General features: G+C 70.6%; 25 protein-coding genes. 11 read left to right on the top strand and 14 right to left on the bottom strand.

The genetic code is table 11. The annotated features are described in order from the left end of the window. Window positions 1-56: 56 nt before the first annotated feature. The 3 genes from AB0B90_RS22155 to sigE are packed head-to-tail and all read right to left on the bottom strand — an operon-like array spanning window position 57 to window position 2,345. The gene (locus AB0B90_RS22155; protein WP_362924392.1) at window positions 57-1,133 is read right to left on the bottom strand and encodes a sigma-E factor regulatory protein RseB domain-containing protein; all 1,077 of its coding nucleotides are present in this window, start codon (window positions 1,131-1,133) and stop codon (window positions 57-59) included. Next, window positions 1,130-1,660: a zf-HC2 domain-containing protein gene (locus AB0B90_RS22150; RefSeq protein ID WP_350947900.1), complete on the bottom strand. Its 531-nt coding sequence runs from the start codon at window positions 1,658-1,660 to the stop codon at window positions 1,130-1,132. Before AB0B90_RS22150 ends, AB0B90_RS22155 begins: the two co-directional genes overlap by 4 nt. A 52-nt stretch (window positions 1,661-1,712) precedes the next feature. Further along, window positions 1,713-2,345 carry an RNA polymerase sigma factor SigE gene (gene sigE, locus AB0B90_RS22145; protein WP_350947901.1) on the bottom strand — a complete coding sequence of 211 codons (633 nt, stop codon included), beginning with the start codon at window positions 2,343-2,345 and terminating at the stop codon, window positions 1,713-1,715. Between the two features lie 171 nt (window positions 2,346-2,516). Here sigE and AB0B90_RS22140 point away from each other — a divergent pair, with 171 nt between their 5' ends. Continuing rightward, the gene (locus AB0B90_RS22140) at window positions 2,517-3,167 is read left to right on the top strand and encodes an O-methyltransferase (RefSeq protein ID WP_350947903.1); all 651 of its coding nucleotides are present in this window, start codon (window positions 2,517-2,519) and stop codon (window positions 3,165-3,167) included. Between the two features lie 336 nt (window positions 3,168-3,503). Then, a complete protein-coding gene (locus tag AB0B90_RS22135; RefSeq protein WP_350947904.1) occupies window positions 3,504-3,728 on the top strand; it encodes a hypothetical protein in 225 nt (74 codons plus the stop codon). Between the two features lie 239 nt (window positions 3,729-3,967). Here AB0B90_RS22135 and AB0B90_RS22130 read toward each other — a convergent pair whose 3' ends face one another. After that, window positions 3,968-5,467: a leucyl aminopeptidase family protein gene (locus AB0B90_RS22130; protein ID WP_362924390.1), complete on the bottom strand. Its 1,500-nt coding sequence runs from the start codon at window positions 5,465-5,467 to the stop codon at window positions 3,968-3,970. Window positions 5,468-5,674: 207 nt separating this feature from the next. Further along, window positions 5,675-5,842, bottom strand: a complete 168-nt coding sequence (locus tag AB0B90_RS22125; RefSeq protein WP_084195322.1) for a DUF3117 domain-containing protein — start codon at window positions 5,840-5,842, stop codon at window positions 5,675-5,677. A gap of 190 nt (window positions 5,843-6,032) precedes the next feature. Between AB0B90_RS22125 and AB0B90_RS22120 the strand changes: the two genes are divergently transcribed. Next, the gene (locus AB0B90_RS22120) at window positions 6,033-6,815 is read left to right on the top strand and encodes a PaaX family transcriptional regulator C-terminal domain-containing protein (protein WP_350947906.1); all 783 of its coding nucleotides are present in this window, start codon (window positions 6,033-6,035) and stop codon (window positions 6,813-6,815) included. Between the two features lie 120 nt (window positions 6,816-6,935). Here AB0B90_RS22120 and AB0B90_RS22115 read toward each other — a convergent pair whose 3' ends face one another. Together AB0B90_RS22115 and AB0B90_RS22110 are read right to left on the bottom strand one after the other, a co-directional pair. After that, complete coding sequence (locus AB0B90_RS22115; RefSeq protein WP_350947907.1) at window positions 6,936-7,520, bottom strand: DNA-3-methyladenine glycosylase I; 585 nt, start codon at window positions 7,518-7,520, stop codon at window positions 6,936-6,938. 50 nt (window positions 7,521-7,570) lie between these two features. Next, on the bottom strand, window positions 7,571-8,527 hold the full coding sequence (locus tag AB0B90_RS22110) for a hypothetical protein (protein WP_362924387.1): 957 nt from the start codon (window positions 8,525-8,527) through the stop codon (window positions 7,571-7,573). A gap of 23 nt (window positions 8,528-8,550) precedes the next feature. Here AB0B90_RS22110 and AB0B90_RS22105 point away from each other — a divergent pair, with 23 nt between their 5' ends. Next, on the top strand, window positions 8,551-9,117 hold the full coding sequence (locus AB0B90_RS22105) for a hypothetical protein (protein WP_362924385.1): 567 nt from the start codon (window positions 8,551-8,553) through the stop codon (window positions 9,115-9,117). On the opposite strand, the gene AB0B90_RS22100 is transcribed toward AB0B90_RS22105, so the two are convergent. The 4 genes from AB0B90_RS22100 to AB0B90_RS22085 all read right to left on the bottom strand — a co-directional run bounded on the left by AB0B90_RS22100 (window position 9,094) and on the right by AB0B90_RS22085 (window position 12,850). Beyond that, window positions 9,094-9,681: a TIGR00730 family Rossman fold protein gene (locus AB0B90_RS22100; RefSeq protein ID WP_350947910.1), complete on the bottom strand. Its 588-nt coding sequence runs from the start codon at window positions 9,679-9,681 to the stop codon at window positions 9,094-9,096. The two genes, AB0B90_RS22105 and AB0B90_RS22100, sit on opposite strands and share 24 nt — an antisense overlap. A gap of 37 nt (window positions 9,682-9,718) precedes the next feature. Continuing rightward, on the bottom strand, window positions 9,719-10,513 hold the full coding sequence (locus AB0B90_RS22095; protein ID WP_350947911.1) for a TIGR00730 family Rossman fold protein: 795 nt from the start codon (window positions 10,511-10,513) through the stop codon (window positions 9,719-9,721). A 216-nt stretch (window positions 10,514-10,729) separates the two neighbouring features. Continuing rightward, a complete protein-coding gene (gene dapE / locus AB0B90_RS22090) occupies window positions 10,730-11,791 on the bottom strand; it encodes a succinyl-diaminopimelate desuccinylase (RefSeq protein ID WP_362924382.1) in 1,062 nt (353 codons plus the stop codon). 210 nt (window positions 11,792-12,001) lie between these two features. Beyond that, on the bottom strand, window positions 12,002-12,850 hold the full coding sequence (locus tag AB0B90_RS22085; RefSeq protein WP_362924380.1) for a 2,3,4,5-tetrahydropyridine-2,6-dicarboxylate N-succinyltransferase: 849 nt from the start codon (window positions 12,848-12,850) through the stop codon (window positions 12,002-12,004). A 68-nt stretch (window positions 12,851-12,918) separates the two neighbouring features. Here AB0B90_RS22085 and AB0B90_RS22080 point away from each other — a divergent pair, with 68 nt between their 5' ends. Then, window positions 12,919-13,743 carry a hypothetical protein gene (locus AB0B90_RS22080; RefSeq protein WP_362924378.1) on the top strand — a complete coding sequence of 275 codons (825 nt, stop codon included), beginning with the start codon at window positions 12,919-12,921 and terminating at the stop codon, window positions 13,741-13,743. 177 nt (window positions 13,744-13,920) lie between these two features. Here the strand turns inward: AB0B90_RS22080 and AB0B90_RS22075 are convergent, their stop codons facing one another. The 3 genes from AB0B90_RS22075 to fdxA form a co-directional block, all read right to left on the bottom strand. Next, on the bottom strand, window positions 13,921-14,598 hold the full coding sequence (locus AB0B90_RS22075) for a DUF4178 domain-containing protein (protein WP_350947915.1): 678 nt from the start codon (window positions 14,596-14,598) through the stop codon (window positions 13,921-13,923). An 11-nt stretch (window positions 14,599-14,609) separates the two neighbouring features. Further along, on the bottom strand, window positions 14,610-15,689 hold the full coding sequence (gene dapC / locus AB0B90_RS22070) for a succinyldiaminopimelate transaminase (RefSeq protein WP_350947916.1): 1,080 nt from the start codon (window positions 15,687-15,689) through the stop codon (window positions 14,610-14,612). Window positions 15,690-15,939: 250 nt separating this feature from the next. Then, window positions 15,940-16,266, bottom strand: a complete 327-nt coding sequence (gene fdxA, locus AB0B90_RS22065) for a ferredoxin (protein WP_344902423.1) — start codon at window positions 16,264-16,266, stop codon at window positions 15,940-15,942. A 160-nt stretch (window positions 16,267-16,426) separates the two neighbouring features. Here fdxA and AB0B90_RS22060 point away from each other — a divergent pair, with 160 nt between their 5' ends. The 6 genes from AB0B90_RS22060 to AB0B90_RS22035 all read left to right on the top strand — a co-directional run bounded on the left by AB0B90_RS22060 (window position 16,427) and on the right by AB0B90_RS22035 (window position 25,483). Further along, on the top strand, window positions 16,427-16,627 hold the full coding sequence (locus tag AB0B90_RS22060; protein ID WP_350947917.1) for a hypothetical protein: 201 nt from the start codon (window positions 16,427-16,429) through the stop codon (window positions 16,625-16,627). A 282-nt stretch (window positions 16,628-16,909) separates the two neighbouring features. After that, complete coding sequence (locus AB0B90_RS22055) at window positions 16,910-17,971, top strand: ABC transporter substrate-binding protein (protein ID WP_350947918.1); 1,062 nt, start codon at window positions 16,910-16,912, stop codon at window positions 17,969-17,971. A 128-nt stretch (window positions 17,972-18,099) separates the two neighbouring features. Beyond that, window positions 18,100-18,852 carry a methyltransferase domain-containing protein gene (locus AB0B90_RS22050; protein WP_362924375.1) on the top strand — a complete coding sequence of 251 codons (753 nt, stop codon included), beginning with the start codon at window positions 18,100-18,102 and terminating at the stop codon, window positions 18,850-18,852. A 111-nt stretch (window positions 18,853-18,963) separates the two neighbouring features. After that, on the top strand, window positions 18,964-21,531 hold the full coding sequence (locus tag AB0B90_RS22045) for a hypothetical protein (RefSeq protein WP_362924373.1): 2,568 nt from the start codon (window positions 18,964-18,966) through the stop codon (window positions 21,529-21,531). A gap of 3 nt (window positions 21,532-21,534) precedes the next feature. Further along, window positions 21,535-23,592, top strand: coding sequence for a UvrD-helicase domain-containing protein (locus tag AB0B90_RS22040; protein WP_362924371.1), 2,058 nt, complete (start codon window positions 21,535-21,537; stop codon window positions 23,590-23,592). Window positions 23,593-23,653: 61 nt separating this feature from the next. Next, the gene (locus AB0B90_RS22035; RefSeq protein ID WP_350947922.1) at window positions 23,654-25,483 is read left to right on the top strand and encodes a sigma factor-like helix-turn-helix DNA-binding protein; all 1,830 of its coding nucleotides are present in this window, start codon (window positions 23,654-23,656) and stop codon (window positions 25,481-25,483) included. Window positions 25,484-25,552 lie beyond the last annotated feature (69 nt).

Genomic DNA, 25,552 nt, shown 5'->3' with positions numbered 1-25,552 from the left:
CCGGTGCAACCCGGCAATCTTCCCCCGAGTGGCATACGCGATGTGTAAAGCACGCGCTATCCGAAGGGATTGACCCAGGAGAGCAGACGGCTGGCACCGCGGCCGAGCCGCGTCCAGAGATCGGGAACGGGCTCGTGCGGCAGCGCCGCGACAGCGGCGTCGACCATGTCGGCCGGCGCGTCGGCAAAGACAGTGTAGACATGACCCCCACTCGCCCAGATCGTCTCCTGCACAGCAGGGTCTCGAATCCAGATCGTATGCCCCTTACGCCGTTCCGCATGCCAACCCTGGAGACGTTCTTCGTCAAGCATCCCAGACTGGATAAAAACCGACACAACCGACAGACCATCTGAATATCCGAGATACACGTATCCGGAAGGGACGATGCGAGCGGCGAAGAGCTCCAGCCGTCCCGGCAGGGTGTGGGGGAGACGCAGCCCCTCGGCCTCCATCCGCGGCAGCTCGGCCAGGTCAAGGCCACCGGCCGCCATCGCGGGCGCCGCGCTCCTCACCACCGGATCGAGGGTCAGGTCGACGAAGGCTCCGGCCCTGACGACCCGCCCCTTCGTGTCCATGAGCTCGCGGCGCAGCACCGGGCCTCCGTCCCGGTCGAGCCAGTAGCGGGCGGCGACCGTGCCGTCGACCCGCAGGACGTTCACCAGGCGGGCCGGGCGCCCGCAGGCGAAGCCCTCCCCCGCGTCCACGACCCGGTAGTTGCGGGCCATGACCTCGAGCATCACCTCGGACGGGCTGGACATGCCCCCGGCCGGGGTGCCGGGATCGGCGTTCCGCACCGAACCCGAGGGGGCGGCATCTCCCACGGACCCCGAGGACCCCGAGGACCCCGAGGACGCGGTGCGTACCGTCAACCCCTTTCCCGGGACGTTGCGCACCTCCAACACCTCGGAGACGGCACCCGAGGTGCCCCAGGAGGTGACGTACTGGGTGCCGGAGTATCCGCGGGAGCGGCCCGCGGCCGCCGCCTCGCGGAGCAGGTGCAGGCCGGTGTCCTCGCTCTCGACGTCGTCCGGCGGCGCGACGTGCGGGGACCGGACGGCGTGTGCCGTACCGCCCGTCACCAGCCCCAGCAGCATGAGAGCGGCCAGGATGACCGTGGCGGGCAGCCGGATCACGGAGAGGGGGAGAGAGTCGGCGTCGCCGACCCGCCATAGGGCGCGGTGTTCCTGTGCTGGTTGGCGAACATGTCGACCGGCGGCACGATGCGCGGGTTGGGATCGGCCCCGCCTACCACGAACAGGGTCCCGATGGCCACGGCCGCCGAGGCGACGCCCACCGCGACGTAACCCGCCCTGCGCGCGCGGCGGGGTCCTCCGGCACGGCCCCTGGGCCGGTTGTCGGGGGGTGCGATGCCGTGCATGCTCGGAATGGGCGCGCCACCGAAGGTGCGTGCGGCCCGAAAGGGGCGCTCACGCGGCGGCAACGGGCCGCCGGGCTCGGCCATTCGCAGCAGGGACATCGTCAGGTCGGTCGGCATCGCCGGACCGTCGAGGGAGCGCAACCGGCTCTTCAGGGCCCGCACGGCGTCGACCTCGGCCCTGCAGGGGGCACAGAAGGTCAGGTGCGAGAGGGCACGGTCGCGCTCGTGGTGATTCAGCTCACCGTCGACCAGCGCGGAAACGCGTTCTCCGAGGTGACTCATGCGCACTCCTTGCCAAGTGGCTCGTCGTGACATTCGTCATGACTGTGGTTTCTCATGCGAATTCCTCCCCGTGAGTAACGTTCGGGGGGAATTGATCGTTCCGCGGCGCACGGTGATCCAGCGCCTCACGCAACTGCGACCGCCCACGGTGGATCCTGCTGCGGACGGTGCCGAGCTTCACGCCCAGCGTCGCCGCGATCTCCTCGTAGGACAGCCCCTCGATGTCACACAGGACGACGGCCGCACGGAACTCGGGCGCGAGCGCGTCGAGTGCCGCCTGGATGTCGGGCTCCAGATGGGTGTCGTCGTACACCTGGGCGGGAGAAGGCTCGCGTCCGCGCAACCGCTCGGCGGCGTCGTCGGCGAGCCCCTCGAACCTGATGCGCTGCTTGCGCCGCGCCATGTCGAGGAACAGGTTGGTGGTGATGCGGTGCAGCCAGCCCTCGAAAGTGCCCGGCGTGTAGTTGGACAACGACCTGAAGACCCGGACGAAGACCTCCTGGGTGAGATCCTCCGCATCGTGCACGTTCCCGGTCAGCCGATAGGCCAGCCGGTAGACGCGCGCAGAGTGCGTCCGCACCACCTCCTCCCAGGTGGGAGGCGTCCAGTCGGACATGGGAGCTTCCGCCTGGTGGTCGGAACCCTCCACCGGCACTCCTCTCTCAGGGGCCACCGCTATCGCCATAGTGCCTGGTTTCGTCCCTTCGTGCGCACTCACTACCTTCAGGACCGGCAAAGGCCGCTTAAACCGTGCAACGCACCGGGGGTGACATGAGTTCCCGATCGGGCCTGCCTCCCTTAGGCTGCGACCCAGCGCCTATATGACTGTGTACGGAGAAAGCGGGAGGAGAGGCCGATGGCAGAGACGCCGACAAGTCCGTTGGAGGCCACTCTGGCCTATGCCGACGAGTTCCACAGGGAGGACGACATCCTGCGGGCCGCGCGCATGCGCGGCGCGGAGGTGGGGGCACCCCCGATCCTGCCCGGCGGCGGCGCCGCTCTCTGCTTCCTCGCCACCGCCATCAACGCCCGTGCCGTCGTGGAGATCGGCACCGGTTGCGGCGTGTCGGGGCTGTGGCTGCTCCGCGGCATGCGCCAGGACGGCACGCTCACCAGCGTGGACGTGGAACCCGAGCACCAGCGGCTGGCCAGGCAGAGCTTCGCCCAGGCCGGATTCTCCGGCGGCCGGATCCGCCTGATCACCGGCCGCGCCCTCGACGTGCTCCCCCGTCTCTCCGACGGCGGCTACGACCTGGTCTTCTGCGACGGCGCCATGCACGAGTACGCCGACTACCTGGCCGAGTCCGTCCGCCTGCTGCGGGTCGGCGGCATCGTCGTCTTCGACAACGCCCTCTGGGGCAACAGGGTGGCCGACCCCTCGCAGCGGGATCCGGAAACGGTCGTCATCAGGGAACTGGGCAAGCTGGTCCGCTCCGACGAGCGGCTCCGCCCGCTGATGATGCCCCTGGGAGACGGCATCCTGGCGGCCGTCAAACTCGCCGACTGAGCCGGCTACGGGCGTCCCGTGCGCCGAGACGCTCAAGCCGGCTCCCGGTGCGCCCGAACGGTCGCCTCGCATGGAGAGAGCCGGTTCTCGGGCGGCCCTGACGATGTCCACGGTGCCGTCGGGGCGGGTCCACCCCGCCCACCGGCCGGCGTCTCGACCTTCACCGCCCGCGACACACCCCGAAACCTGGCAATACCGTTCACACGGGTCCGGCAAGCGATCACCAAGATCCTGGGAGACGCGCGTCAATCCTCTATCGGCCGGAAACGATGCCGATAAGGCCATGTCGCCACAACGCGGGCCTTTCCCACGATCACCGATACACAGGGGTGCGCCATGACGGTTGCCGCCAAGCTCGACAAACTGCTCGACAAGGAGTACGAGGGGTCCGATCTTCACTCGCTTGCCAACGCGCCGGTCAGCGCGCTCTCCGGGGTGAGCGAGAGCGACGCCCAGGACCTGGCCAAGGCGTTCGGTATCAGGACCATCGGCGACCTCGGCCGCAACAAGCACTTCCGGGCCGCCGAGGCCATCGTCAGCCTCGCGGAGGCGAGCAGGTAGGAGTTGGTCCGGCGGGAGCGGCGGCCCGCACCGGACCCTTCGGGGGATCCGGTCCCGCGACCGCAGGCCGACCGGGAGCCAGGCCCACGGGCCTGGCTCCCGGCCTGGTCACCGCCAACCGCTCAGCGCCACGCGATCGGCGCGGACGGTCACCACCACCTGACTCGGCGCCACGTGGTCAGCCTGCCGTCCACCGCTGCTCGCTCAACGCCACCTGGTCGGCATGGTCGGCGCGGCTGTCACCGCCCCCCGATCGGCGCTCCCTGGAGCTCCGACAGCCATCCGAGCAGCAGACGCACGCCGTACCCGGTGGCCCCCTTGCTGAGAACGCCGTCGTCGGCGCCGCTGCGGCCGACATTCGCGATGTCCAGGTGCGCCCACGGCCGTCCGCCGGTGAACTCGCGCAGGAACAGCGCCGCGGTGACGGAGCCCGCGCCGTAGGTCGATCCCGCCTCGATGTTGGTCAGGTCCGCCACGGACGAGTCGAGCGCGGGAACGTAGTCGTCGATCAGGGGCATCCGCCAGAGCCGCTCCCCACTCGTCTCCCCCGCCCCGATCAGGGCGTCGGCCAGCTCGTCGTCGGAGGCGAAGACCGCGCCGAGATCCTTGCCCAGGGCGATGCCGATCGCCCCGGTCAGCGTGGCGATGTCGATCATGACGTCCGGCTTCAGCTCCGCGTCGGCGTACGCCAGCGCGTCGGCCAGGACCAGACGGCCCTCGGCGTCGGTGTTGAGCACCTCCACCGTCCGGCCCCCGTACTGCGTGATCACGTCGGAGGGGCGCTGGGCCGTGCCGGAGAAGGAGTTCTCGGCGGCGGCGACGAGGCCGGTGACCCGAACCCGCACGCCGAGCGCGGCCAGCGCGCCCAGGACCGCGATGACGACGGCTCCGCCGGCCATGTCGGTCTTCATGAACACCATGTTGCTCGTCGGCTTGAGCGAGATGCCGCCGGTGTCGTACGTGATGCCCTTGCCGACCAGGACCACGTGACCGGTCGCGTCCTCGGGCTCGTAGGAGAGCTGGATCAGCCGAGGCGGGCTCACCGATCCCTGGCCGACGGCGAGGATGCCGCCGAACCCGCCGGAGCGCAGCTCACGCTCGTCCCACACCCGCACCGCGACACCCCGCTCGGCGGCGCGCTCGGCGAGCCAGGCGGGTGACTTCACCGAGGAGGGGGTGTTGGTCAGGTCTCTGGCGAGCGCCACGGCCTCGGCCACCACCTCGGCGGCGGCGACCTCCGTCTCGACCCCGTCGCCGACGAACTCGAGCGTGACCGGGGAGGACTTCACCTCACCGACCCTGAAGGTGTACGTGGCCAGGAGCGCGCCCTCCACGAACGCGGACACCGGCCCGCTCGGGAGCACGATCCTGATGGCGTCCCTGCCCTTGCCGCGCCGCGCCACCGCCGCGCCCGCCTTGCGCAGGGTGGCCGGCGAACCGTCGCCGACCCCGTAGAGAAGCACCCGGCCGACGGCGTCGCCGTTCACGACCGGAACCTCGACGATCTCGCCCGCCTCGCCCTTGACCTTGTGATGGGCGAGCAGCGCCGCCACCGGAACCGGCAGCTCGATATCGGGCGCGAGGTCCTCGGCGAAGGGGACGGCCAGCAACTCGGCGTCACCGGGGAGCGTGGTCCCGGACCCCTCCCCTGCGGCCGGCTCCGCGCCCTCCGAGGACGCGACGGACAGCCCCTGCGCATAGGGAACGCGCGGCAGGAGCAGATGGGGGGAGATGGGCATAGCGGTAACTCCAGTCATCAGGCCCGGCGTGGGGAGAGGCACCAGGGAGAACACCACGGCCCTGGCGCGAGCCACCGTGAGGCGGTCCGACGGCCAGGGCCGTGTCGTCGTCTGTCCATCGTCGGTCTCGCGGGCCGTCGCAGGTGTCATGCTCCCCGAGCAAGCTCAAATAGGGCCCGGCTCCACCACTTCTGGTTTAGATCGGGATCAACCGACGATTTTCTTCAGTTCCTCACCGAGGGCACTTGCCTCGTCCGCCGAGAGTTCGACGACAAGGCGGCCGCCACCCTCCAGGGGAACCCGCATGACGATGCCCCTGCCTTCCTTGACGACCTCCAGCGGACCATCACCGGTCCTCGGCTTCATAGCCGCCATGCGTGTATCCCTTCCTGCTTCGGGCTCCGGATCTCCGACTGACCCGAGGGTGGCCGACGCATTCACGTCTTCTGTGATGTCCTATTATCCCGCCTCCGCAGGGAGAATGGGAACGATCAATCTCAGCGTCGGCTCATCCGGCGATCAAGACCGTTGTCCAAGCCCCCTTCAGACGGCCAAACTTGTCCTCGTGAACGCCCGCGCCGCTCTCTTCGATCTGTACGGGGACCACCTCAGGTCCCGAGGCGGTCGCGCGTCCGTGGCCGCCCTCGTTCGTCTGCTCGCCCCGCTGGACATCGCGGCTCCCGCCGTCCGCACCGCCGTCTCACGGATGGTCCGGCAGGGCTGGCTCACACCGGCCCGGCTGCCCAGGGGACCCGGCTACGAGGTCACTCCCAAGTGCGTACGCCGCCTCGACGAAACCGCGCTAAGAATTTACCGAGTCGGAACGATCACGTGGAACGGCCGATGGCACATCCTCGTGGTGGAACCCGTGCGCGAGCGTCCCAGACGGGAGCGCCTGCGCTCGGATCTCTCCTTCATCGGATATGCCTCCCTGTCGGAGACGACCTGGATCGGACCGCGTCCCTCCCCGGAACTCGACGCGATCCTCGAAGGCGCGGATCTCGCCGCCGACCGGTTCGAGGCGGTGTTCGACGGTGACCCCGCCGCGCTCGTCGCCAGGACATGGGACCTGGACGCCATCGGGGCCGCCTACGAGGAGTGGATGACCCAGGCGACGGAGCTGGTCGGCGGGCTGCCCGACAACGCGGGCGGCGACCAGGTGTTCGCCACCCGGAGCAGGCTGCTGCACGGCTGGCGCAACTTCCTGTTCCGCGACCCCGGGCTCCCCGCGGAACTCCTGCCGCGAGGCTGGCCGGGAGAGAAGGCGAGAATCTACTTCGAGCACGAGGCCGGGCGGCTGCTCCCCGCCGCCGCCGCCTTCGTCGACCGCCAGCTCAACGAGGCCTGAAACCGCACACGGAGTTCACCGAGCCCGCCCGCTTCACGGGGCTCGAGGAAAAAGCCGCCGGGCACCGTCGTCTCCCCGCGTGAGAAGGTGACCCCGCGCCACAAGCCCTGAGGGAAAACGTCAGGCCCGGCGTATCCAGCAGTCGGCCAGGTGATCGTTGACCAGGCCGATGGCCTGCATCAGCGCGTAGGCGGTGGTCGGGCCGAAGAAACGGAAGCCGTGCGCCTTGAGCTCCTTGGCCAGTGCCTTGGAACCGGGGGTCTGGGCGGGCACGTCCGCGGGGGTCTTCGGTACGGGCGCGCCGGGGTCCGCGTGCTTCCAGACGAGGTCGGACAGGTCGACGTCGAGCGCGGCCCGCGCGTTCGCGATCGTCGCCTCGATCTTGGCCCGGTTGCGGACGATGCCCGCGTCGCCGAGCAGACGATCGACGTCCTCCTCGCCGAACGCGGCCACGGCCGGGATGGAGAATCCCGCGAAGGCCGCCCGGAAGTTCTCCCGCTTGCGCAGGATGGTGATCCACGACAGGCCGGACTGGAAGGACTCCAGCGAGATCCGCTCGAACACCTGGTCGTCACCGGTGACCGGACGCCCCCACTCCTCGTCGTGGTAGGCGATGTAGTCGGGGGCCGAGGTCGCCCAGCCGCAGCGCACGAGCCCTGGGGATTCCGCCGATTCCACGGGCTGCGCGAGAGTCTCGGATGTCACAGGCTCACCGTGAACCGGGGCGCCTGGAGCCACTGCCCGCGAGGTCTCGGTCACCGGGTGTCCTCCGTCTCCCGCTCCCCCGTACGGAGGCCGACGGATCCGGGAGACGATTTCTTCGAATCCGAAGTCTCGGACGAGGAAGACGAATCCGGCACCTGGGGCGGCTCGGACGGCCTGGCGAAAGGCGACACACCGGATGACCCGGACGCCTCAGACGCCTCGTCGGGCCTGGCAGTCTCCTCCGGCTCGGAATCCTTGGAAGGCACATCCTCCTCAGACCTGGGAGCCTTCTCCGGCTCGGAGCTCTTGGAGGGCCCGGCCTCCTCGGACCCGAGAGGCTCCTCCGGCTCGGAATCCTTGGAAGGCGCAGCCTCCTCGGGCTCATCCTCGGCCTTCGCCCCGTCAGAGAGCTTCTCGGACGCCTCGAAACCGTCCCCGCCGGAGGATCCGGACGTCTCATCCCCGGCACCCGAAACCACGCGCGAACCGCTGGACAACTCCTCGGGCGGCCCGAAGCCGTCCCCGCCGAAGGGCCCGGATGACCTCTCACTCTCGGCACCCGAAACCACCCGCGACCCGCTCGACAACTCCTCGGGCGGCCCGAAACCGTCCCCGCCGGAAAGCTCGTACGGCGCCTCGGGGCCGCGCGGCGAGGTCCGGGAGCCGGGGTTGAGCTCGTGACGAGCCTGGAGCCGACCGGCGAGCAACTCCGACACCCGCTGCTCCAGCACGGCGATCCTGGTATCACGCTCGCTCAGTGCCCCGGCGACCCGGCTCAGCGTCTCGTCCACGCTCTGCGTGTTGTATCCGACGAGGCTCACCGGGAGTTGGAGGGCCATGAAGTCGACCGCGCCGAGCTGACCTGCCTGGGGCAGGTTCAGCGGGGGCACGTCGGGGGCGAACTCACTCAGCTCCCCTCCCCGGCCCATGGCGACGACCGTGACACCGGCGATAACGGCTACGGCAGCGAGAGCTAATACGACCAGCACATACGAATCGTGCCACATCTGCGCTGGCCTAGGATCGGATCATGACGTCCGCCCCCGGCTTGGCAGCCTTCGTCCTGCTCCGTCCCGGTGATCCGGGCGAGCCCGGCTGGGTCGAGGCCGCCTCGATCGGGGAGGTCGAGGAGCTCGCCCGTGCCGGGCGCACCGTGGTCGTCACTCCGGCCAGGCTCGCCGGCGTCACCTCCGCACCACCCGTACCGTCCGGCGACCTCGGGGAGTCCGACGAGGCCGAGGGCGGGGCGGACACGGCCGGAAACGTCGGAAGGGCGGACGCCAGGGCCGCAACAGCGGCCGCGGGCAACACCGGAGGCGGGCCGGACGCCGCAGCGGCCTCGGAAAAGGGCGCAGAAAACTCCAGGACCGGGACGAACGCCACCGGAACCCCAGCGACCTGGATGGACACCGCCGGAGACGCCGCGAGGGAGCGGGACGCCGAGGCCGCCGAGCTCACCGCGGCCTCGATCTGCGCGTGGGCCGGTGCCCGCGTCTTCCGTACGGACCGCGTCGAGCAGGTGCGGCTCGCGGTCGAGATGACCGACGCCCTCGCCGGGCGGCGACCGCCCGCGCTAACCCGCCGTGGCCTCGCCTAGCTCCTCCGCGCTCGGCTCCAGGTGCCTGGTCGACTTCTCCAGCAGCCGGAACGCCTCGTCGACCGTGGTGGCCCAGGAGATGGCGTCGAAGACGTTCGGGCGGGTGAAGCCCGCCTCCTCCATACCCTCGACCAGCTCCCGCAGCGGCTTGAAGATCCCCCAGGGATCGAGGACCACCAGCGGCTTGTCGTGCAGACCCAGGGTGCGGGACGTCCAGATCTCGAACAACTCCTCCAAGGTCCCGATGCCGCCGGGCAGGACCAGGAAGGCGTCGGAGCGGGCGTCCATCACGCCCTTGCGCTCACGCATGTCGGTGGTGACCACCAACTCGTCGGCGTTCTCGTCCGCGAGCTCGATGTCGACCAGCGACTGAGGGATCACTCCGATGGTCCGGGCGCCGCCCGCACGGGCCGCACGGGCCACGGCTCCCATGCAGGACACCCTGGCCCCGCCACTCACCAGGGAGTGGCCGCGCCTGGCTAGCTCGGTGCCGACCTGCTCCGCCAGCTCCAGATACTTCTTGTCGATCTTCTGACTCGACGCGAGGAATATGCAAATGAACACGCGCCGACCCTATTCGGCGTGGCCGAACACGCGCCAACTATTCGGCGTCACCGACCGTGGACATGGCCGCCTTCCGTTCGTCCTCCAGTAGGCGGCCCCTCTTGCTGTCGGCGTCCACGATGATCCGGACCGCCTCGTCGACGTCGTCGGTGACGTGGATGAGATTCACGTCCACCGGAGAGATCTTGCCCGTTGTCACGAGGGTGTTCTTGATCCAGTCGATCAGGCCGCCCCAGAACTCCGTCCCCATCAGCACCACGGGGAAGGAGGTGACCTTCCGGGTCTGGACCAGGGTGAGCGCCTCGAAGAGCTCGTCCATGGTGCCGAAACCGCCGGGCAGCGTGACGAATCCGCAGGAGTACTTCACGAACATGGTCTTGCGGACGAAGAAGTAGCGGAACTCGATGCCGAGATCGACGTACTCGTTCATGCTCTGCTCGAAGGGCAGCTCGATGCCCAGGCCGACCGAGACGCCGTCCGCCTCCACGGCTCCCCTGTTGGCGGCCTCCATGCAGCCGGGGCCGCCACCGGTGATCACGGCGTAGCCCGCCTCGGACAGCTTCCTGCCCAGCTGAACCCCCATCTCGTACTCGGGGGTGCCCTCGGGGGTGCGCGCGGACCCGAAGACGGTGACCGCCTGGGGCAGCTCGGCGAGGTGACCGAAGCCCTCCACAAACTCGGCCTGGATGCGCATCACCCGCCACGGATCCATGTGCAGCCAGTCGGCGGGACCCCTCCGATCAAGAAGCCGCTGGTCGTGGGTGGACTCGGAGACGAGGTCACCACGGACCACGGCGGCCCCCTGGCGACGCTCCGGACGTGTTTTCTTCATGCGGGCCACCGTAACGTCGTCTCAGAAAAATCTTGAAAAATCTCCATGAAAACATGGAACCGGACTTTGAACAGCGCACGTCTAACCGAACGAGGGTGCTGCTCGGGACTGAAAGTGGCTTTCCCCGCCAAATGGCCGGCGAGGAAAGCCACTTTCATTTGCACCGCCCCTCCAGGCTCTCGCACGCCGAGGCCCGCGCACGCCGCGAACAAGCCCTCACGACAGCCAGCCGAGCATTCCGCGCTCGCAGTCGGCGATCTTCGCCAACGAGACGAACTCCTCCTTCTGGTGCGCCAGGTTCGGATCCCCTGGGCCGTAGTTGACCGCGGGCACACCCAGGCCGGAAAAGAGCGAGACGTCGGTCCAGCCGAGCTTGGCCCGCGGCGTGCCGCCGACGGCCTCGACGAAGGCCGACGCCGTCGGATGGGTCAGGCCGGGCCGCGCGGCGGCGGCGCCGTCGGTGAAGCGGACCTCGTACCCGTCGAAGACCTCGCGTACGTGGGCGCGCGCCTCGTCCAGCGACAGGTCGGGAGCGAAGCGGTAGTTCACGGTCACCACGCACTCGTCCGGGATCACGTTGCCCGCGATGCCGCCGCCGATGCCCACCGCGTTCAGTCCCTCGTGATACTCCAGGCCGTCCACGACGGGAAGTCTCGCCTCGTAGGCGTTCAGGATCGCGAGCACCGGCTGGGCGGCGTGGATCGCGTTGATCCCGAACCAGGACCTGGCGCTGTGCGAGCGCTTGCCCCGGATGACGATCTGGGCTCGGAGCGTGCCCTGGCAGCCGCCCTCGATCACGCCGTCGGTGGGCTCCATGAGCACGGCGAAGTCACCCGCGAGCCAGTCGGGACGGGTGCGGCTGAGGCGGAGCAGCCCGTTACGCTCGGCCTCGATCTCCTCGCAGTCGTAGAAGACGTAGGTCACGTCCCTGCTGGGCTCGGGAAGGGTGGCCGCGAGTTTCAGCGCGACCGCGACACCGGCCTTCATGTCCGAGGTGCCGCAGCCGTACAGCCGGTCTCCCTCGACCCGGCTGGGCAGGTTGCCCGCGACGGGAACGGTGTCGAGGTGCCCGGCGATCACCACCCGCTCGCCGCGGCCCAGATGAGTGCGGGCCACGATCGACTCGCCGTCGCGTTCGACGGTGAGGTGCCGTAGCGGCCTCAGGGACTCCTCCACGGCGTCGGCCAGGGCCTTCTCGCCGCCGCTGACCGACTCGACGTCCACGATCCTGGCGGTGAGCTCCCCGACATCCTGCGTGAGGTCCAGACGCGTACTCATGCCCGCGACCCTAGTGCCCGCACGAGTCTCACGCCCACGCCCGGGTGCCCGCACGAGATCCCACGCCCACGCCGCGGGAGCCCGCACGAGATCCCACGCCCCGGGAGCCCGCACGAGGTCCCGCCCCGTGGGAAACCCGCCGTGCCCGTGCCGGACCCGAACGGTCCTCCCGTCTCGGCCGCGCCCCCACCGGTCCGGGCGCCGACGGCCCTATCCGCGCAGGACGCGGTCGAGTTCGGCCCTGCCGGGCCTGTGGCCGTCCTTCAGGCGTTCGAGCACCAGGACACAGCCCAGGTCGAAGGCGCCGCCGGGAAACTCGCGCCGGCGGGTGCCTCCGGTCGCCACGCACCAGTCGGGGACGCGCCCGGGCTCCAGTTCCTCGCCCGTCCGCACGTCGATCACCGGGGTCGAGCCCGACAGGATCGTCCCGGCGCCGACCACGGCACCCCGTCCCACCCGGGCTCCATCGGCGATCACCGCCCGGCCGCCGATCATCGCACCGTCCTCGACGATCGCGGGCACCGTTCGTTCCTCGGCGGCGAGGAATGCCTCCCCGTCGTCGGGGTCGCCGCTCTCCCCGACGCCGACTCCCCCGGACAGGTGGACGTTCCTGCCGATCTGGGCGCACGAGCCGATCGAGGCCCACGCGCCCACCGTGCTGCCCTCGTCCACGTGGGCGCCGATGTCGACGAACGAGGGCATCAGCACGACGCCCGGCGCCAGGTAGGAGCCCCAGCGGGCGATCGCCCCCGGCACGACGCGCACCCCCTCGACGGAGGCCTTCAGCGGGACGCGGTCGTGGTGGTGGAAGTCGCCCACCTGGGACCTGGACGTGCCGAGTACCAGGAACGCGAGCATGACGGCCCGCCGGGCGCGCTCGTCCACGACCACCTCACCGGCGCGGGAGACCCCGGCTACCCGGACCTTGCCGCTGTCGAGCATGTCCACCGCGCTCACGACGACGGCGCGGGCCTCGGTGTCGGCGGGACTCAACTCGGCCCTGCGCCGCCACAGCTCGTCGACGGCCGCGGGCAGCGGGCCGGCATCGCTCTGGGTCATGGCCGGAGCCTACGTTCGCGGCGTTCCACCAGACCGCGCAATCGCTGGGGACCTGTAGGTTCTTGACCGTGCGACGGCGCTTCTCAAAAGGGGTCATCGCGATCATCGCGATCGTGACCGTGCTCGCGGTGGCCATCACCGTGGGTCTTCTCAGCCTTCTCAGAAAGGTGACACCGCTCGTCGACCTCGGTGAGGGATGCAAGATCACTACGCCAGAGGGCTCTCTGGAGCTGGACCTCGAACAGGCCAAGGTGGCCGCGGTCATCGCGGCCGTCGCGGCCCGCAGAAAGCTGCCCGAGCGGGCCGTGGTGATCGCCTACGCCACCGGCATCCAGGAGTCCAAGCTGGAGAACTTGACGGGCGGCGACCGCGACTCGGTCGGCGTGTTCCAGCAGCGCCCCTCCCAGGGGTGGGGTAGGCCCGAGCAGCTCGTCGACCCCGTCTACGCGTCGGGAAGGTTCTTCTCCGCGCTGGTGAAGGTGCGAAACTACCGCAGGCTGCCGCTCCACGAGGCGGCCCAGGCCGTGCAACGCTCGGCGGACGGGTCGGCGTACGCCCAGCACGAGGAGGACGGGAAGGTTCTCGCGGCGGCGTTCACCGGGCGCGTGCCCAAGGCGGTGCACTGCTGGTTCCCCGCCCCGACGGGCAAGACCCCGCTCCCCGACGAGCGGAGGGCCGCGCGCGAGCTCGCCAGGGCGCTCGGAGCGGGCAGCGCCTTCGAGCCCTCCTCGCGCAGGCGCGGCTGGCTGGTGGCCGCCTGGTCGATCGCCCACGCCAAGGAGTTCGGGCTGGGAGGGATCCGCTACGACGGCCAGGCATGGACGGCCGCGAAAAGCCACGACGGCTGGCGGGCCGACCCGAAATCCTCCGCCAGGAAAGTCGATCTGTCCTGATCGTCCGCGACCTGTCAGGGACGGCGGCCCCGCCCACCCCGCATTTCGTACACCGTGAGTGAGGAGCCCGGCGGGCCCCACCGCGACTCGCTACGCGACGAGTGCGTCCACGTCGCGACCGGACAGGTCGGGTTCGGGTCGACGTACAGGACGTCGGAGTGATCGGGGGCGTGTGGCCTAGCTGCCCTTCTTCTTTTCGATCTTGATCGTGCCGGGGGCGAGGGGCTGGGCGTGGGAGGCACTCCAGCGCTTGCCCTGGAGGCGTTCGAAGCTGAGCAGGCGGCCGTCGGCGGCCCGGTAGTCGGCGAAGTCGAGCAGGCCCCGCTCGGGCATCGAGGTGACCCCCTCGCCCCGGAAGGCCGCGGTGCCCCGGTCGACGGGGAAGAAGTCGACTCCCTCGACGCTCAGCGTGGCCTTGGCGGGGATCATGCCCTCCGTGGGCACCTGCGTCCACAGCAGCACCTCAAGGTGCGGCGGATCATCGGTGGCCAGCCCGGGGCGCATCTGGATCGAGAGCCACTGGGGGCGGCGGGTGCCGTCGTCGAGGCGGTACTCGGTCCACTGGGTGCCCTGCCACGACAGGTACAGGGCGCCGAGGACCCTGCTGCGGACCCCCTGGCACTCGATCGTGTCGCCGACCCTGATCGTGCGGGGGTCGGGGTAGTCGATGCCGACATGGCCCGCGGACGGTTGGGCCGACGGCTGCGCGGCCTCAACCGAGGGCAGGGGCGTCTCGCCGGAGCGCTCGGACTCGTCGGCCTCCCTGTCCTGACGCGTCGTCGTGAGGAACGCGACGAACAGCAGGACGAGCGTGGCCATACTCAGTCCGAGTATCACGACGACCTCGGGGGTCATGCCGCGCGATCCTACTGGAGGCGCCGCACCGCCGCAGCGACGCGTTCGTCGTCGGCCGTCACGGCGATCCTGATGTGCCTCTCGCCCGCGGTCCCGTAGAAGTCGCCGGGCGCGACCAGGATTCCCTTCCCGGCCAGCGCGCGGACCTGCTCCCAGCAGCCGGCTCCGTTGGACGCCCACAGGTACAGGCCCGCGGTGGAGTGCTCGATCTTCCAGCCGGCCGCCTCCAGGGCGGGGCGGAGCGCCGCACGACGGGCGGCGTAGCGGGCCCGCTGCTCCTCGGCGTGCTCGTCGTCGTCCAGGGCCACGGCCATCGCCGCCTGGACCGGCGCCGGCATGATCATGCCGGCGTGCTTGCGTATCTCCAGCAGCCGCTTGACCAGCGCGGGGTCTCCCGCGACGAACCCGGCCCGGTAACCGGCCAGGTTGGAGCGCTTGGACAGCGAGTGCACCGCGAGCAGGCCCTCGTGCGAGCCGCCGCAGACGTCCGGGTGCAGGATCGAGACCGGCCGCTCCTCCCAGCCCAGCTCGATGTAGCACTCGTCGGAGGCCACGACCGCGCCGTGCTCACGCGCCCACGAGACGACCTTGCGCAGGTGCTCGGCGGGCAGCACCCTGCCGGTCGGGTTGGACGGGGAGTTCACCCAGACCAGCGGCACCCGCTCGGGACCGAGCGCGAGCAGCCCGTCGGTGGCGTACGGCTCGGCGCCCGCGAGCCGCGCTCCCACGTCGTAGGTGGGGTAGGCGAGCTCGGGCAGGATCACCCGCTGCCCCGGGCCGACACCGAGCAGCGTCGGCAGCCAGGCCACGAACTCCTTGGAACCGATCAGCGGCAGCACGTTCGCCTGGTCGAGGATCACGCCGTGCCTGCGTCGCAGCCACCCGGCGGCGGCCGAGCGGAGGCGCTCGGTGCCGTACGTCAGCGGGTATCCGGGACTGTCGGAGGCGTCCGCGAGAGCCTGCCGCACGATGGCGGGCACCGGGTCGACGGGCGTGCCCACCGACAGGTCGACGATCCCGTCCGGATGCGACGCCGCGAGCTCCTTCAGCGGCGTGAGCCGGTCCCACGGGAAGTCCGGCAGACCGTTCATCGGAGCCTCGCCGGGACGCTCGAAGCCGCTGACCGGTCGGGAGTGGCGTTCATGGTGATCAGCCGTCGTCTTTCACTGGAACTGGGCCCGCCGATGACGTGGCGAGGGATTTCGCCGGAACGGCGTCCGGCGACGGCGGTGCGATTCACCGGAACAGGGTCCGGCGATGGCGGTGGATTCGCCGGAACGGGGTCCGGCGACGGCGGTGCGAGGGGACGGCCGTCGCGGCCGCCCCCTCGGACACCGGCTTCTAGTGGCTCTCGGCCTGCGGGGGCAGGGCCGCGACGACCGGGTGGTCCTTCTCGATCTTGCCGACCTTGGAGGCGCCGCCGGGCGACCCCAGGTCCTCGAAGAAGTCCACGTTCGCCTTGTAGAAGTCCTTCCACTGCTCGGGAAGGTCGTCCTCGTAGAAGATGGCCTCCACCGGGCACACCGGTTCGCACGCGCCGCAGTCGACGCATTCGTCGGGGTGGATGTAGAGCATCCGCTCACCCTCGTAGATGCAATCGACAGGGCACTCCTCGATGCACGCCTTGTCCAGGACGTCCACGCAAGGCTGCGCGATGACGTAGGTCACCTCGGGCTCCTTCTTCTTTACGCACCTAGGCACGACTTCGACCGCGAGTTGCTAAGCCCTAGTATTGCCGTGCCCGCCGCGTCTCTGAAACGGGAGGGGGCAAAAGCCGGTGGCCTTTCATGTCAGCGCTCGCCTGAGCATCACCATAACCCCTTCCGACGTGGGCAAAAGAGTCACCACTCGGAGAAGGGTCCCCGAGGGATTTCGCGACGCGGTCGGCGAGTTGGAGTTCTGGCGGGACGGCGTGCTCGGTGTGCGCAGGCGGAACGGCGTCCTGGTGGAGATCGCCGAGGAGACGCTCGCCGCGGCGAAGGTCGTTCCCGAGTCTCCACGGCCCCGGGGGCCTCGCACCGGCGCGTGAACGGCGGCACAGAGACTCCGAAGGACTCCAGGGGACTTCCGGGGACCTCGGGGGATTCCACCGGAGCCTCGCCGGGACGCTCGGAGCCGCCGACCGGTCAGGACGGGCGCCCCGCGGGTAAGCCACAGACCTCACCGGAGTCTCGCCGGGACTCTCGGAACCCTTGGCCGGTCAGGATGGGCGCCCGGTGGGTAAGCCGCTCGCCAAGACACGTGTAAGCCGTTCGCTAAGAAGCGTCGCGCCTGCTCGACCAGGGGAATGACAGCGGAGAGCATTCCGCTCGTGACCGTACGTACCAGCGCCGCAGCCGCCGTGATCCTCACGGCCACGATCGCCGGATGTGGCGCCCCGGCTCCTCAGAACGTCCAATTCCCGCCTCTCAACGTGCAGGCCGCCTCCCTCAAGGAGGGCTTCTCGACGATGGAGCGCCTCGTGGAGGCCGCCAGGCAGGAGGGGGCACTCACGGTGATCGCGCTGCCGCGCGACTGGGTGAACTACGGCGAGATCATCGACACCTTCTCCGAGGAGTACGGGATCAAGGTGCACCAGTTGGAGCCCGACGCCGGAAGCGCACGGGAGATCGCGGCCGCGGACGACCTCAAACCGGACGTGTTCGACCTGAGCATGGACGTCGCCGCGGCCAACGCCGCTCGTTTCGCCCCGTACCGGGTCCAGGGCTGGCAGGACATCCCCGACCGCCTGAAGGACCACAGGGGCTTCTGGTACGCCGGGTACGGCGGCTACATGTCCATCGGCTACGACCCGACCAGGGTCACGGCCCCCGCGTCCTTCTCCGACCTGCTCAAGCCGCGCCACAGCGTCGCGCTGCCCGGCGACCCCCGAGAGGTCTCCGCGGCCTTCAGCGGGGTGATGGCGACCTCCCTGCGGGGCGGCGAGGCGCGGGCGGAGCGGGGCGTGGAGTTCTTCCACCGCCTCAAGAAGGCGGGCAACCTCGCGGCCACCCCCAAGGCGGCCTCGGTCCTCGTCGACTGGGACTACAACAACACCGAGCGGGCCGCCGCCGACAAGACGTGGAAGGTGATGATTCCCGGCGACGCCGTGCTCGGCGCGTACTACGTGCAGGCCATCAACAAGCGGGCCCCGCACCCGGCCGCGGCCAGGCTCTGGCAGGAGTTCCTGTTCTCCGACAAGGGGCAGAACCTGTTCCTGAAGGGTTACGCCAGGCCCGCGAGGATGGAGGCCCTCCAGATGCGCGGCACCCTCGATCAGGAACTGGCCGCGAAACTCCCCGCCACCAACGCGAGGCCGGTGGTCCTCACCATCCCGGAGATCGACACGGCGAGGGCCTATCTCCAGCGCGAGTGGGCCGACAAGGTGAGATAGCCCTGAGGCTGCTGAGGCTGATATGTCGCGACTTCCCAGAGGCTCTAAAGTGTCTGGAGAGTACCGATAAGAGGCTTCGCGTCTCAGAATGTGAGCTGATCGTCTTGCGATACGACACCCCGAGCTTGATGAGGTGGAACGCTCGCTCCTACGACAACAGCTTCGGGTACGTCTCGGCGCACGGCGCCCCCCTGGTCGACCTCCTCGACCCGCAGCCCGGGGAGCGCATCGTGGATCTCGGCTGCGGCACGGGAATGCTCGCGGCCGAGATCACCTCCCGGGGCGCCTACGTCCTGGGGATCGACGGATCGCAGGCGATGATCGAGAAGGCCCAGGCGCAGCATCCCGGGCTGGACTTCGTCGTCGGCGACGGCCGAAGCTTCACGGTGGCCAAGCCCTACGACGCGGTCTTCTCCAACGCCGCCCTGCACTGGATGGGCCAGGAACCGGACGCGGTGATCAGCAGGGTCCGCGAGGCCCTCACGCCCGGCGGGCGGTTCGTGGCCGAGATGGGCGGCGCGGGCAACTGCGCCGCGCTGACGGCGGCACTGTCCACCGCCTGGCGGGAGTACGGGCTGCCCGAGCCCGGCCTGCCCTGGTACTTCCCCACCCCCGCCGAATACGCCACGCGGCTGGAGAAGGGGGGCTTCACCGTCCGCCTGCTGGAATACTTCGACCGGCCGACCCCGCTCGACGAGTGCCCCGGCGGGGCGGCCGACTGGGTGCGGATGTTCGCCGGCTCGCTGCTCAAGGAGGTGCCCGCGGAGATGGTCGACCCGCTGCTCCGGCGGGTGAACGAGCTGGCCGCACCCGCTCTGCGGCGGGAGAGCGGCTGGATGGCCGACTACGTGAGACTGCGGTTCGCGGCCGTACGCCGCTGAACTCACCCAATGCGCCGAGGTAATTTGCCAGACTATGGTCTGTTCCATGAGTCTCGTTCCCCGGCCACATGGGGTGACTCGGGCGGCTTGAGGGGCTGGTGAAGGGAACGGATGAACTTCTGTCTGAGTGACCTCGTGCCGCCGCTGCGCTGGAGCGACGCGGCCACGATCCCACTTCTGCGCGAACAGCCCGACCTACCGGACGCTTGGTGGCGGAGCCTGCCGATGGCCCGCGTGCTCGCCGTGCTGGGCCCGGAGAGGCTCGCCGACATCCTCGCCTCGATCGTCCTGAACCACTGGCCCGCCGCCGCCCTGGGTGACGTGCTCCCCGCCCTGCACGTCCTGGACCCGGACGAGGCCGACGAGCCCTCCACGGCCATCGCCCTCGACCGCGCCGGGTCCTGGTCAGGCCTTCTCGCGCTGACCGGCCACGACCTGCGCGACCAGCCGTTCATCCAGCCGGTCCCCCTGCTGCACGTCCTGTTCACGGCGGTCTTCACGCGTCTGGCGGTCCCCGCCCACGCGATCCCGCCGGCGCACGCGGCCGCGTCCTCCGGGGTCGCGTCCTCCAGGGCGGCCGGGGCCGCTGACGGGCTCGTCGCGGACGGTGCCGCCACGCGTGGAGCCCTCGCGGGCGAGGGAGCCGAGAGCGGGTCCGTCGCGAGTGGATCCGTCGCCGGAAGGCTCCGGGCGCCGGACGGCCCGCCCGTCGTGGCGGACCTCCGCGCGCAGACCGTGCCGGAAGAGGCCGAGAACGTTCCCACGCCGGAGTCCGAGGCCCCCGTGCAGCCGATGGTGTTGCCGAAGCGCAAGGCCCGCCGGGAGCCACCGGTAACCGACGCCCGCCGCCCCGACGAGGCCCCCGGATCGCTCTTCCAGCCCGCCTCGACGAGGAAGAGCCCGTCTGCGAGCACCTTCCAGCGGGAGGGCGCCTTCCCGTGGGAGGGGGCGAGCGCGTTCGTGCCGGAGGACCGGTTCGCGCCCGCTCCCGGGGAGGCGGAGCCCGCCTCCGGAGCCGGACCTGCGGAAACCGGAGCCGGGTTCCTGGAAACCGGGGCCGAACCCGCGGGGGCCGGTCCAGCGGGGGCCGGTCCAGTGGAAACCGGGGCCGAACCCGCGGACGTCGAAGCCGCGGAAACCGGGGACAGACCTGCGGAAACGGAGGCCGAACCCTCGGGAGTCGAGGCCGTGGAAACCGGGGCCGCGGAAACCGGGGACGGACCTGCGGAAATCGAGGCTGAACCCTCGGAAGTCGAGGCCGTGGAAGCCGGAGCTGCAGGAGCCGGATCTACGGAAGCCGGAGCCGCGGAAACCTCCGAGCCGGACGTGGAGCCCGCCGCCGAGACAGCTGAGACAAGCGCAGAAGACGCCCACGAGGACGACTCCGAGGACGCCCGCGCACTCCCCGACGCCCCCGATCCGGTCGCGGAGAGCGGCGAGGCCGACAGGCGTGACGAGGGTGGCGACGAGGGCCGCGACGACGGCGACGAGGCCCGGCCGGTGCGGAAGAACCTGCACGCGCTGCTGGACGGCGTCTTCGCCAACGTGGAGGACAAGCGCTGGGCGGTGGCGCAGAACAGGTTGTTCAGCGACGCCCCGGCGACCGTGGAGGCGCTGGCCAAACTCTTCGCGGTGTCTCCCGAGGTCATCGGCGAGATCGAGGCCGATCTGCGCCGGGAACTCGCCGAGTGGGTCGCCTCCGACGAGGCCGCCCCGTACCGGGAGCACCTGGAGGGGGTGAAGAGGGTCCTCGGCAAGGCCGCGCCGAGGGAGCGTCTGATCAACGCGGCCGAGTGGCACACCGGGGAACTGCACTCCCTGGACGTACCGGCCTGGCAGTTCGTGATGGCCACCCTCCCCGGCTACCACCTGGTCGACGAGTGGCTGGTGGAGGGCGACATCACCGAGCTGCGCCATCGTACCCGCGACATGATCAGCGGCGCCAAGCCGCCGCTCACGATCAACAAGGCCCTCGACATGGTCTCCTCGCTGGGCATTCACCCCGAGGTGTCCAAGGAGTGGCTGGAGAACGTCCCGCAGCTCCGCATCCTCGGCGCGGGCGAGCGGCCTCCCCAGCGTTCCGGCGGCGCCCCGGCCCTCATCGTGGAGAAGCCCGGCAGCGAGGTCGGTGAGACCGGCGAGCCGCCGAGGAAGGCCCCGTTCCGCCCGCTGAAGGACGTCTCGCTCACCAGGCGCTGTTTCCGGCAGCCGGACGGCCGCTGGTGGCTCAGGATCGACGTCACCGAAGAACACCTAGGGGGCGCCGAGTGCCCGCTGCCCAGCGGGTTCGCCGCCTACCTCGGGATGTCGCCGGGCGAGGGCCGCACGGTCAGCAGCGCGGTCGGCGAACTGGTACTCAGCTGGCACGACAGGCCCGTGCTGGAGTCGCTCAGGACGCTCCTGGAGGACGTGGGCGCCAAGGAGGGCAGTCACCTGTTTCTCACCCTGTCCGACGAGGGGGTCCTGCGGGCCAGGCACCTGCCGCTCGCGGGCGAGGAGGTGGAGACGACGGCGCGGGCGCTGCGGCTGGTCGGCTACACCGCGGCCGGCGGCACTCCCGAGCAGGCGAGGCGGGTCATCGCCACCCGGGTCGGCATGACGGGCCCCGTGGGCTTCCCTGAACTCCTCACCAGGCTTCGAGAACGCGGGGACCGCGATCTCCTGTCCCTGTTGGCCTGACCCATGCCCCGCCTCGCCATCTCCCCCGACTTCCCCGTCGAACTCGGCGCCCTGGCCCAGCCGGTGCGCAGGGACGTCGTGGTCTCGACGCGCAGGTTCCTTCAGAACGTCGCGGGCGCCCCGCACCCCGAGCGGGTCAGGGGGGCGAGGGACCCCCGGGTGGCCACCCTGTGGCTGGCCGAGCGGTACCGGGGCGTCGTGGTCAAGCAGCGGGACGTGTACTGGCTGCTCACCGTGCTGCCGGACGCGGAGGCGTGGGCGTACGCGCAGCGCTACCGGTTCGGCGTGAACACGGCGCTGGGCGTGGTCGAGATGTGGGACGCCGAGGCGCTGGACCGGGTGCGGCCCGCGGTGCGCCGGGCGGCAGAGGCGTCCGCGACGCGGCTGTTCGTCGACATCTGCGACAGCGACCTGGCCGAACTGGGGGTCGACGGCCGTTTCCTGCCGCTAGTCAGGCAGATCACCGACCAGCTCACCCTGGAGGCGCTGGAGCCGCTGCTGCCCCCGACGCAGTACGAGCCGCTGGCGGCGCTCGCCAGGGGCGAGTCGATGGCCGGGGCGTGGCGGGAGCTGGAGAACTGCCGCGCCGTCGCCGCGGGCCCCGAGCCGATCAATCCCGAGGACTTCGGCGCCGCGCTCGTGCGCAGCCCCGACCGCGCCGTCTTCGTCGACGATCCGCGCGAGCTGAACCGCGTGCTCGACGCGCCCGGCTGGTGCGTGTTCCTGCACCCGCCGCAGCACCGGCTCGCGTACTGGGAGTCCTACCAGCAGCCGACGCTGGTCACCGGAGGCGCGGGCACCGGCAAGACGCTCGTCGCCCTGCACAGGGCCGCCTACCTGGCCAGGCGCGCGAGCGGGCAGATCCTGCTCGTCACCTTCTCCCAGGGGCTGAGCGCCGAGCTCGCGACCAGGCTCGACCTGCTGATCGAGGACGAGGTGGTCCGCAAGCGGATCGAGGTCGGCAACGTGGACCGGCTCGCCCACCGCGTCGTCGCCGAGGCCGAGGGGCGCCCGCCCTCGCTGATCGGCGCCGCCGAGCTGACCGCGCTCTGGGAGGAGACCGAGACCGGTCACAGCCCGGCGTTCCTGCTGCGCGAGTGGGAGCAGGTGGTCCTGGCGCAGAACCTGCGGACCCTGGACGAGTATCTGGCGGCCCCCCGCTCCGGCCGCAGCGTCGAGCTGTCCGGTGAGGAGCGCGCCTCCGTGTGGAGGGCCGTCGAGCACGTCACCGAGCAGTTGCGGGCACGCGGCAAGCGGACCCTGCTGCAGCTCGCCTCCGAGGCGTCGGTGCTGCTCGGCCAGACGACTGGGGATCTGCTGGAGGAGGCGGAGCCCGCGCGGGAGCCGTACCGGCACATCATCGTGGACGAGGCGCAGGATCTCCACCCGGCGCAGTGGCGGTTGCTGCGGGCGGCGGTGCCGCACGCCCGCGACGACCTGTTCATCGTGGGCGACCCGCACCAGCGCATCTTCGACACGCGGGTGACGCTCGGCGCCGTGGGAATCGACGCGATCCAGCAGCGTCTGCGAGTGTCGTACCGGCTCCCACGGGAGATCCTGTCCTGGGGAGTCCGATTACGCGGGGGCGGTCCCGCCGACGGGCTCGTCAAGGGTGTGCAGGAGCTTTACGGCTTCAGGGGCACCCGGCACGGGCTCCGGCCGATGGTCCGCGCCTACGATTCACCGCAGGACGAACTGACGGGTCTGGTGGCACAGGTGGGACAGTGGGTGAATGAGGGTGTGACGCCCGAGGAGATAGCGGTGGCCGCCAGGACCGCCGGCCTCGTGCGTGACGCGCGGGCCGCTCTGCGTGATCTGGGGGTACGGGTGACGACGCTGCACGGCATGAAGGGACTGGAGTTCCGCCGGGTCGCGGTGATCGGCGTGACCGAGGGGATCGTCCCCGACCTCGACTCCCTCACCCCGATCGGCGAGGACCCCGCCGCGAGGGCACACGACCTCCAGCGGGAACGCGGCCTGCTGTATGTGGCCTGCACCCGGGCCAGGGAACTCCTTTACGTTTCTCATTACGGACGGGCAAGTCCATTCCTTCCTACCTGACCACATAGTCTGAACTGCGGATATATTCCCCTTTGCCGGTTGGACCTCAATGAACCTCAGTTTGAGCGACATCGCGCCACCTCTGCGCTGGACCTCTCCCGGCCAGGTGGCGCCGATCGCGACCGACCCCCGCCTCCCCGAGGCGTGGTGGCAGGCGCTCCCGCTCGACACCGCCTGCTCGACCATCGGGACGTCCGAGGTGGCCGGCCGCCTGGCCGACCTCGCCCTGGCGTGCTGGGGCCACCTGATGCTCGGTGACGTCCTCCCCCTGCTCAGGTTCGCCGACCCCGCCGCGAGCGCCCGCACGCCGGAAGGACTCGGCCGCGAGGTGGTGCACAAGCTGTTCACCGGGGTGCTGGAACGGCTCCTCGAACCGGTCACCGAGGAGAGCGTCACCAGGATGCGCCCCTCCCGGCCCGACCGGCCGCTGCCCGAGCTGATCGACGAGGTCTTCGCCACTCTGGACGAGCGGCAGCGGGCCATCGCCAGGGACCGGCTGTACGCCTCCCAGCGGGCCACCCTCGACGACCTGGCCCAGCGGTTCTCGGTCACCAGGGAGCGCATCCGGCAGATCGAACGCGACCTGCGCGACCACGTCGAGGCCTGGCTCGCCAAGGAGGACGCGGCGCCGCTCATCGCCCACGTGTCGTGGCTGCGGGGCCGGCTGGGCTCCGCCGTACCCGCCGACGACCTCGCCGCCGCCGTCCCCTGGCACCGCACCGAACTCGCCACCCTGGGCATCCCCTCCTGGCGGTTCGTACGGACCCTGCTCACCGGCTACGAGCAGGTGGACGGCTGGCTGGTCGCCGGAGGCGCCGACGAGCTCAGGGAGAAGACCCGGCAGCTGTTCACCGACGGGCCCCGCCCGATGGACGAGGCCGTGACGCTCGCCAGCCAGCTCGGCATCCGCGAGGACGTCGCCGAGCGCTGGCTCATCGCGGTGCCCCAGCTGCGCGTGCTGGAGAACCACGTGGTGCCCTGGCCGCGCAGCGTCAACGACAAGGCCGAGGCCGTGCTCGCGGTGGCGGGCGGCCCCCTCACCCCCGAGGAGATCCAGGAACGCATCGGCGAGGACTACAGCCTCGTCGGCATCCGCAACCAGCTCACCGCCGACGACCGTTTCCTGCGGGTCGACCGGAACAAGTACGGGCTCGCGCGCTGGGGCGGCGAGCAGTATCTGGGCATCCGGGAGATGATCGTCCGGGAGATCGAGCGGGCCAACGGCGAGGCGTCGGTCAACACGATCGTCACCAACCTCACCGAACGCTACGACGTGAGCGAGAGCTCGGTCCGCGCGTACGCGGGCGGGCCCGGCTTCGAGCGTACGCAGCGCGGGTGGATCAGGGTCGCCGGAGCCGAGCAGGCCGACTACCAGCCGCGCAGGGACGTCTCCGAGACCCGGCGCTGCTTCCGCAGCCGCGACGGGCGCTGGTGGCACCGGGTGGACGTGAACGCCGAGCACCTGCGCGGCTCGGGCTCGCCGCTGCCGACCGGTTTCGCCGCGCACCTGGGCATGGCCCCCGGCGGCCAGCTCACCGCCGCCACCCCCTCGGGCGACGTGGTGATCAGCTGGCACAACCAGCCGACGATGGGCTCCATCCGTCCCGTCCTGATCGCCGCCAACGCCTCCGAGGGCGACCACGTCTTCCTCACGGTCTCCGACGGCGGCGAGCTGCTCACCCGCTACCTGCCCGCCGCCTCGCCGACCCTGCCCGCCCTGAACCGGGCGCTGCACCTGATCGGCTACACGGCGCCGGTGGCCTCAGAGGCGGAGGGCATCCGCCTGATCGGCGCCCGCATCGGCCTGTCGGAGGGCTGCACCCGCGAAGAGGTGATCACCCGCCTGCGCGACCGGGGCGACCGCGAGATCCTCGCCTTCCTCGAAGGGTGATCTCGCCGTACCCCCCGGTACGGGCGCGGCCACGCGCCCAGAGAGTGGGTGCGGCTGCGCCCGTCCCGG

Origin of the sequence: Streptosporangium sp. NPDC049078, assembly GCF_040648855.1 — a bacterium.
In the GTDB taxonomy this organism is placed as follows: domain Bacteria; phylum Actinomycetota; class Actinomycetes; order Streptosporangiales; family Streptosporangiaceae; genus Streptosporangium.
The sequence above is the reverse complement of the archived record's forward strand: the minus strand, read 5'-3'. Positions and strand labels throughout refer to the sequence as shown.

Bases quoted from the DNA above. Each gene is read 5' to 3' on its own strand.
- AB0B90_RS22150 (WP_350947900.1), bottom strand. From the start codon at position 1,660: ATGAGTCACCTCGGAGAACGCGTTTCCGCGCTGGTCGACGGTGAGCTG.
- sigE (WP_350947901.1), bottom strand. From the start codon at position 2,345: ATGGCGATAGCGGTGGCCCCTGAGAGAGGAGTGCCGGTGGAGGGTTCC.
- AB0B90_RS22140 (WP_350947903.1), top strand. From the start codon at position 2,517: ATGGCAGAGACGCCGACAAGTCCGTTGGAGGCCACTCTGGCCTATGCC.
- AB0B90_RS22135 (WP_350947904.1), top strand. From the start codon at position 3,504: ATGACGGTTGCCGCCAAGCTCGACAAACTGCTCGACAAGGAGTACGAG.
- AB0B90_RS22130 (WP_362924390.1), bottom strand. From the start codon at position 5,467: ATGCCCATCTCCCCCCATCTGCTCCTGCCGCGCGTTCCCTATGCGCAG.
- AB0B90_RS22125 (WP_084195322.1), bottom strand. From the start codon at position 5,842: ATGGCGGCTATGAAGCCGAGGACCGGTGATGGTCCGCTGGAGGTCGTC.
- AB0B90_RS22110 (WP_362924387.1), bottom strand. From the start codon at position 8,527: ATGTGGCACGATTCGTATGTGCTGGTCGTATTAGCTCTCGCTGCCGTA.
- AB0B90_RS22105 (WP_362924385.1), top strand. From the start codon at position 8,551: ATGACGTCCGCCCCCGGCTTGGCAGCCTTCGTCCTGCTCCGTCCCGGT.
- AB0B90_RS22095 (WP_350947911.1), bottom strand. From the start codon at position 10,513: ATGAAGAAAACACGTCCGGAGCGTCGCCAGGGGGCCGCCGTGGTCCGT.
- dapE (WP_362924382.1), bottom strand. From the start codon at position 11,791: ATGAGTACGCGTCTGGACCTCACGCAGGATGTCGGGGAGCTCACCGCC.
- AB0B90_RS22085 (WP_362924380.1), bottom strand. From the start codon at position 12,850: ATGACCCAGAGCGATGCCGGCCCGCTGCCCGCGGCCGTCGACGAGCTG.
- AB0B90_RS22075 (WP_350947915.1), bottom strand. From the start codon at position 14,598: ATGACCCCCGAGGTCGTCGTGATACTCGGACTGAGTATGGCCACGCTC.
- dapC (WP_350947916.1), bottom strand. From the start codon at position 15,689: ATGAACGGTCTGCCGGACTTCCCGTGGGACCGGCTCACGCCGCTGAAG.
- AB0B90_RS22050 (WP_362924375.1), top strand. From the start codon at position 18,100: ATGAGGTGGAACGCTCGCTCCTACGACAACAGCTTCGGGTACGTCTCG.
- AB0B90_RS22045 (WP_362924373.1), top strand. From the start codon at position 18,964: ATGAACTTCTGTCTGAGTGACCTCGTGCCGCCGCTGCGCTGGAGCGAC.
- AB0B90_RS22040 (WP_362924371.1), top strand. From the start codon at position 21,535: ATGCCCCGCCTCGCCATCTCCCCCGACTTCCCCGTCGAACTCGGCGCC.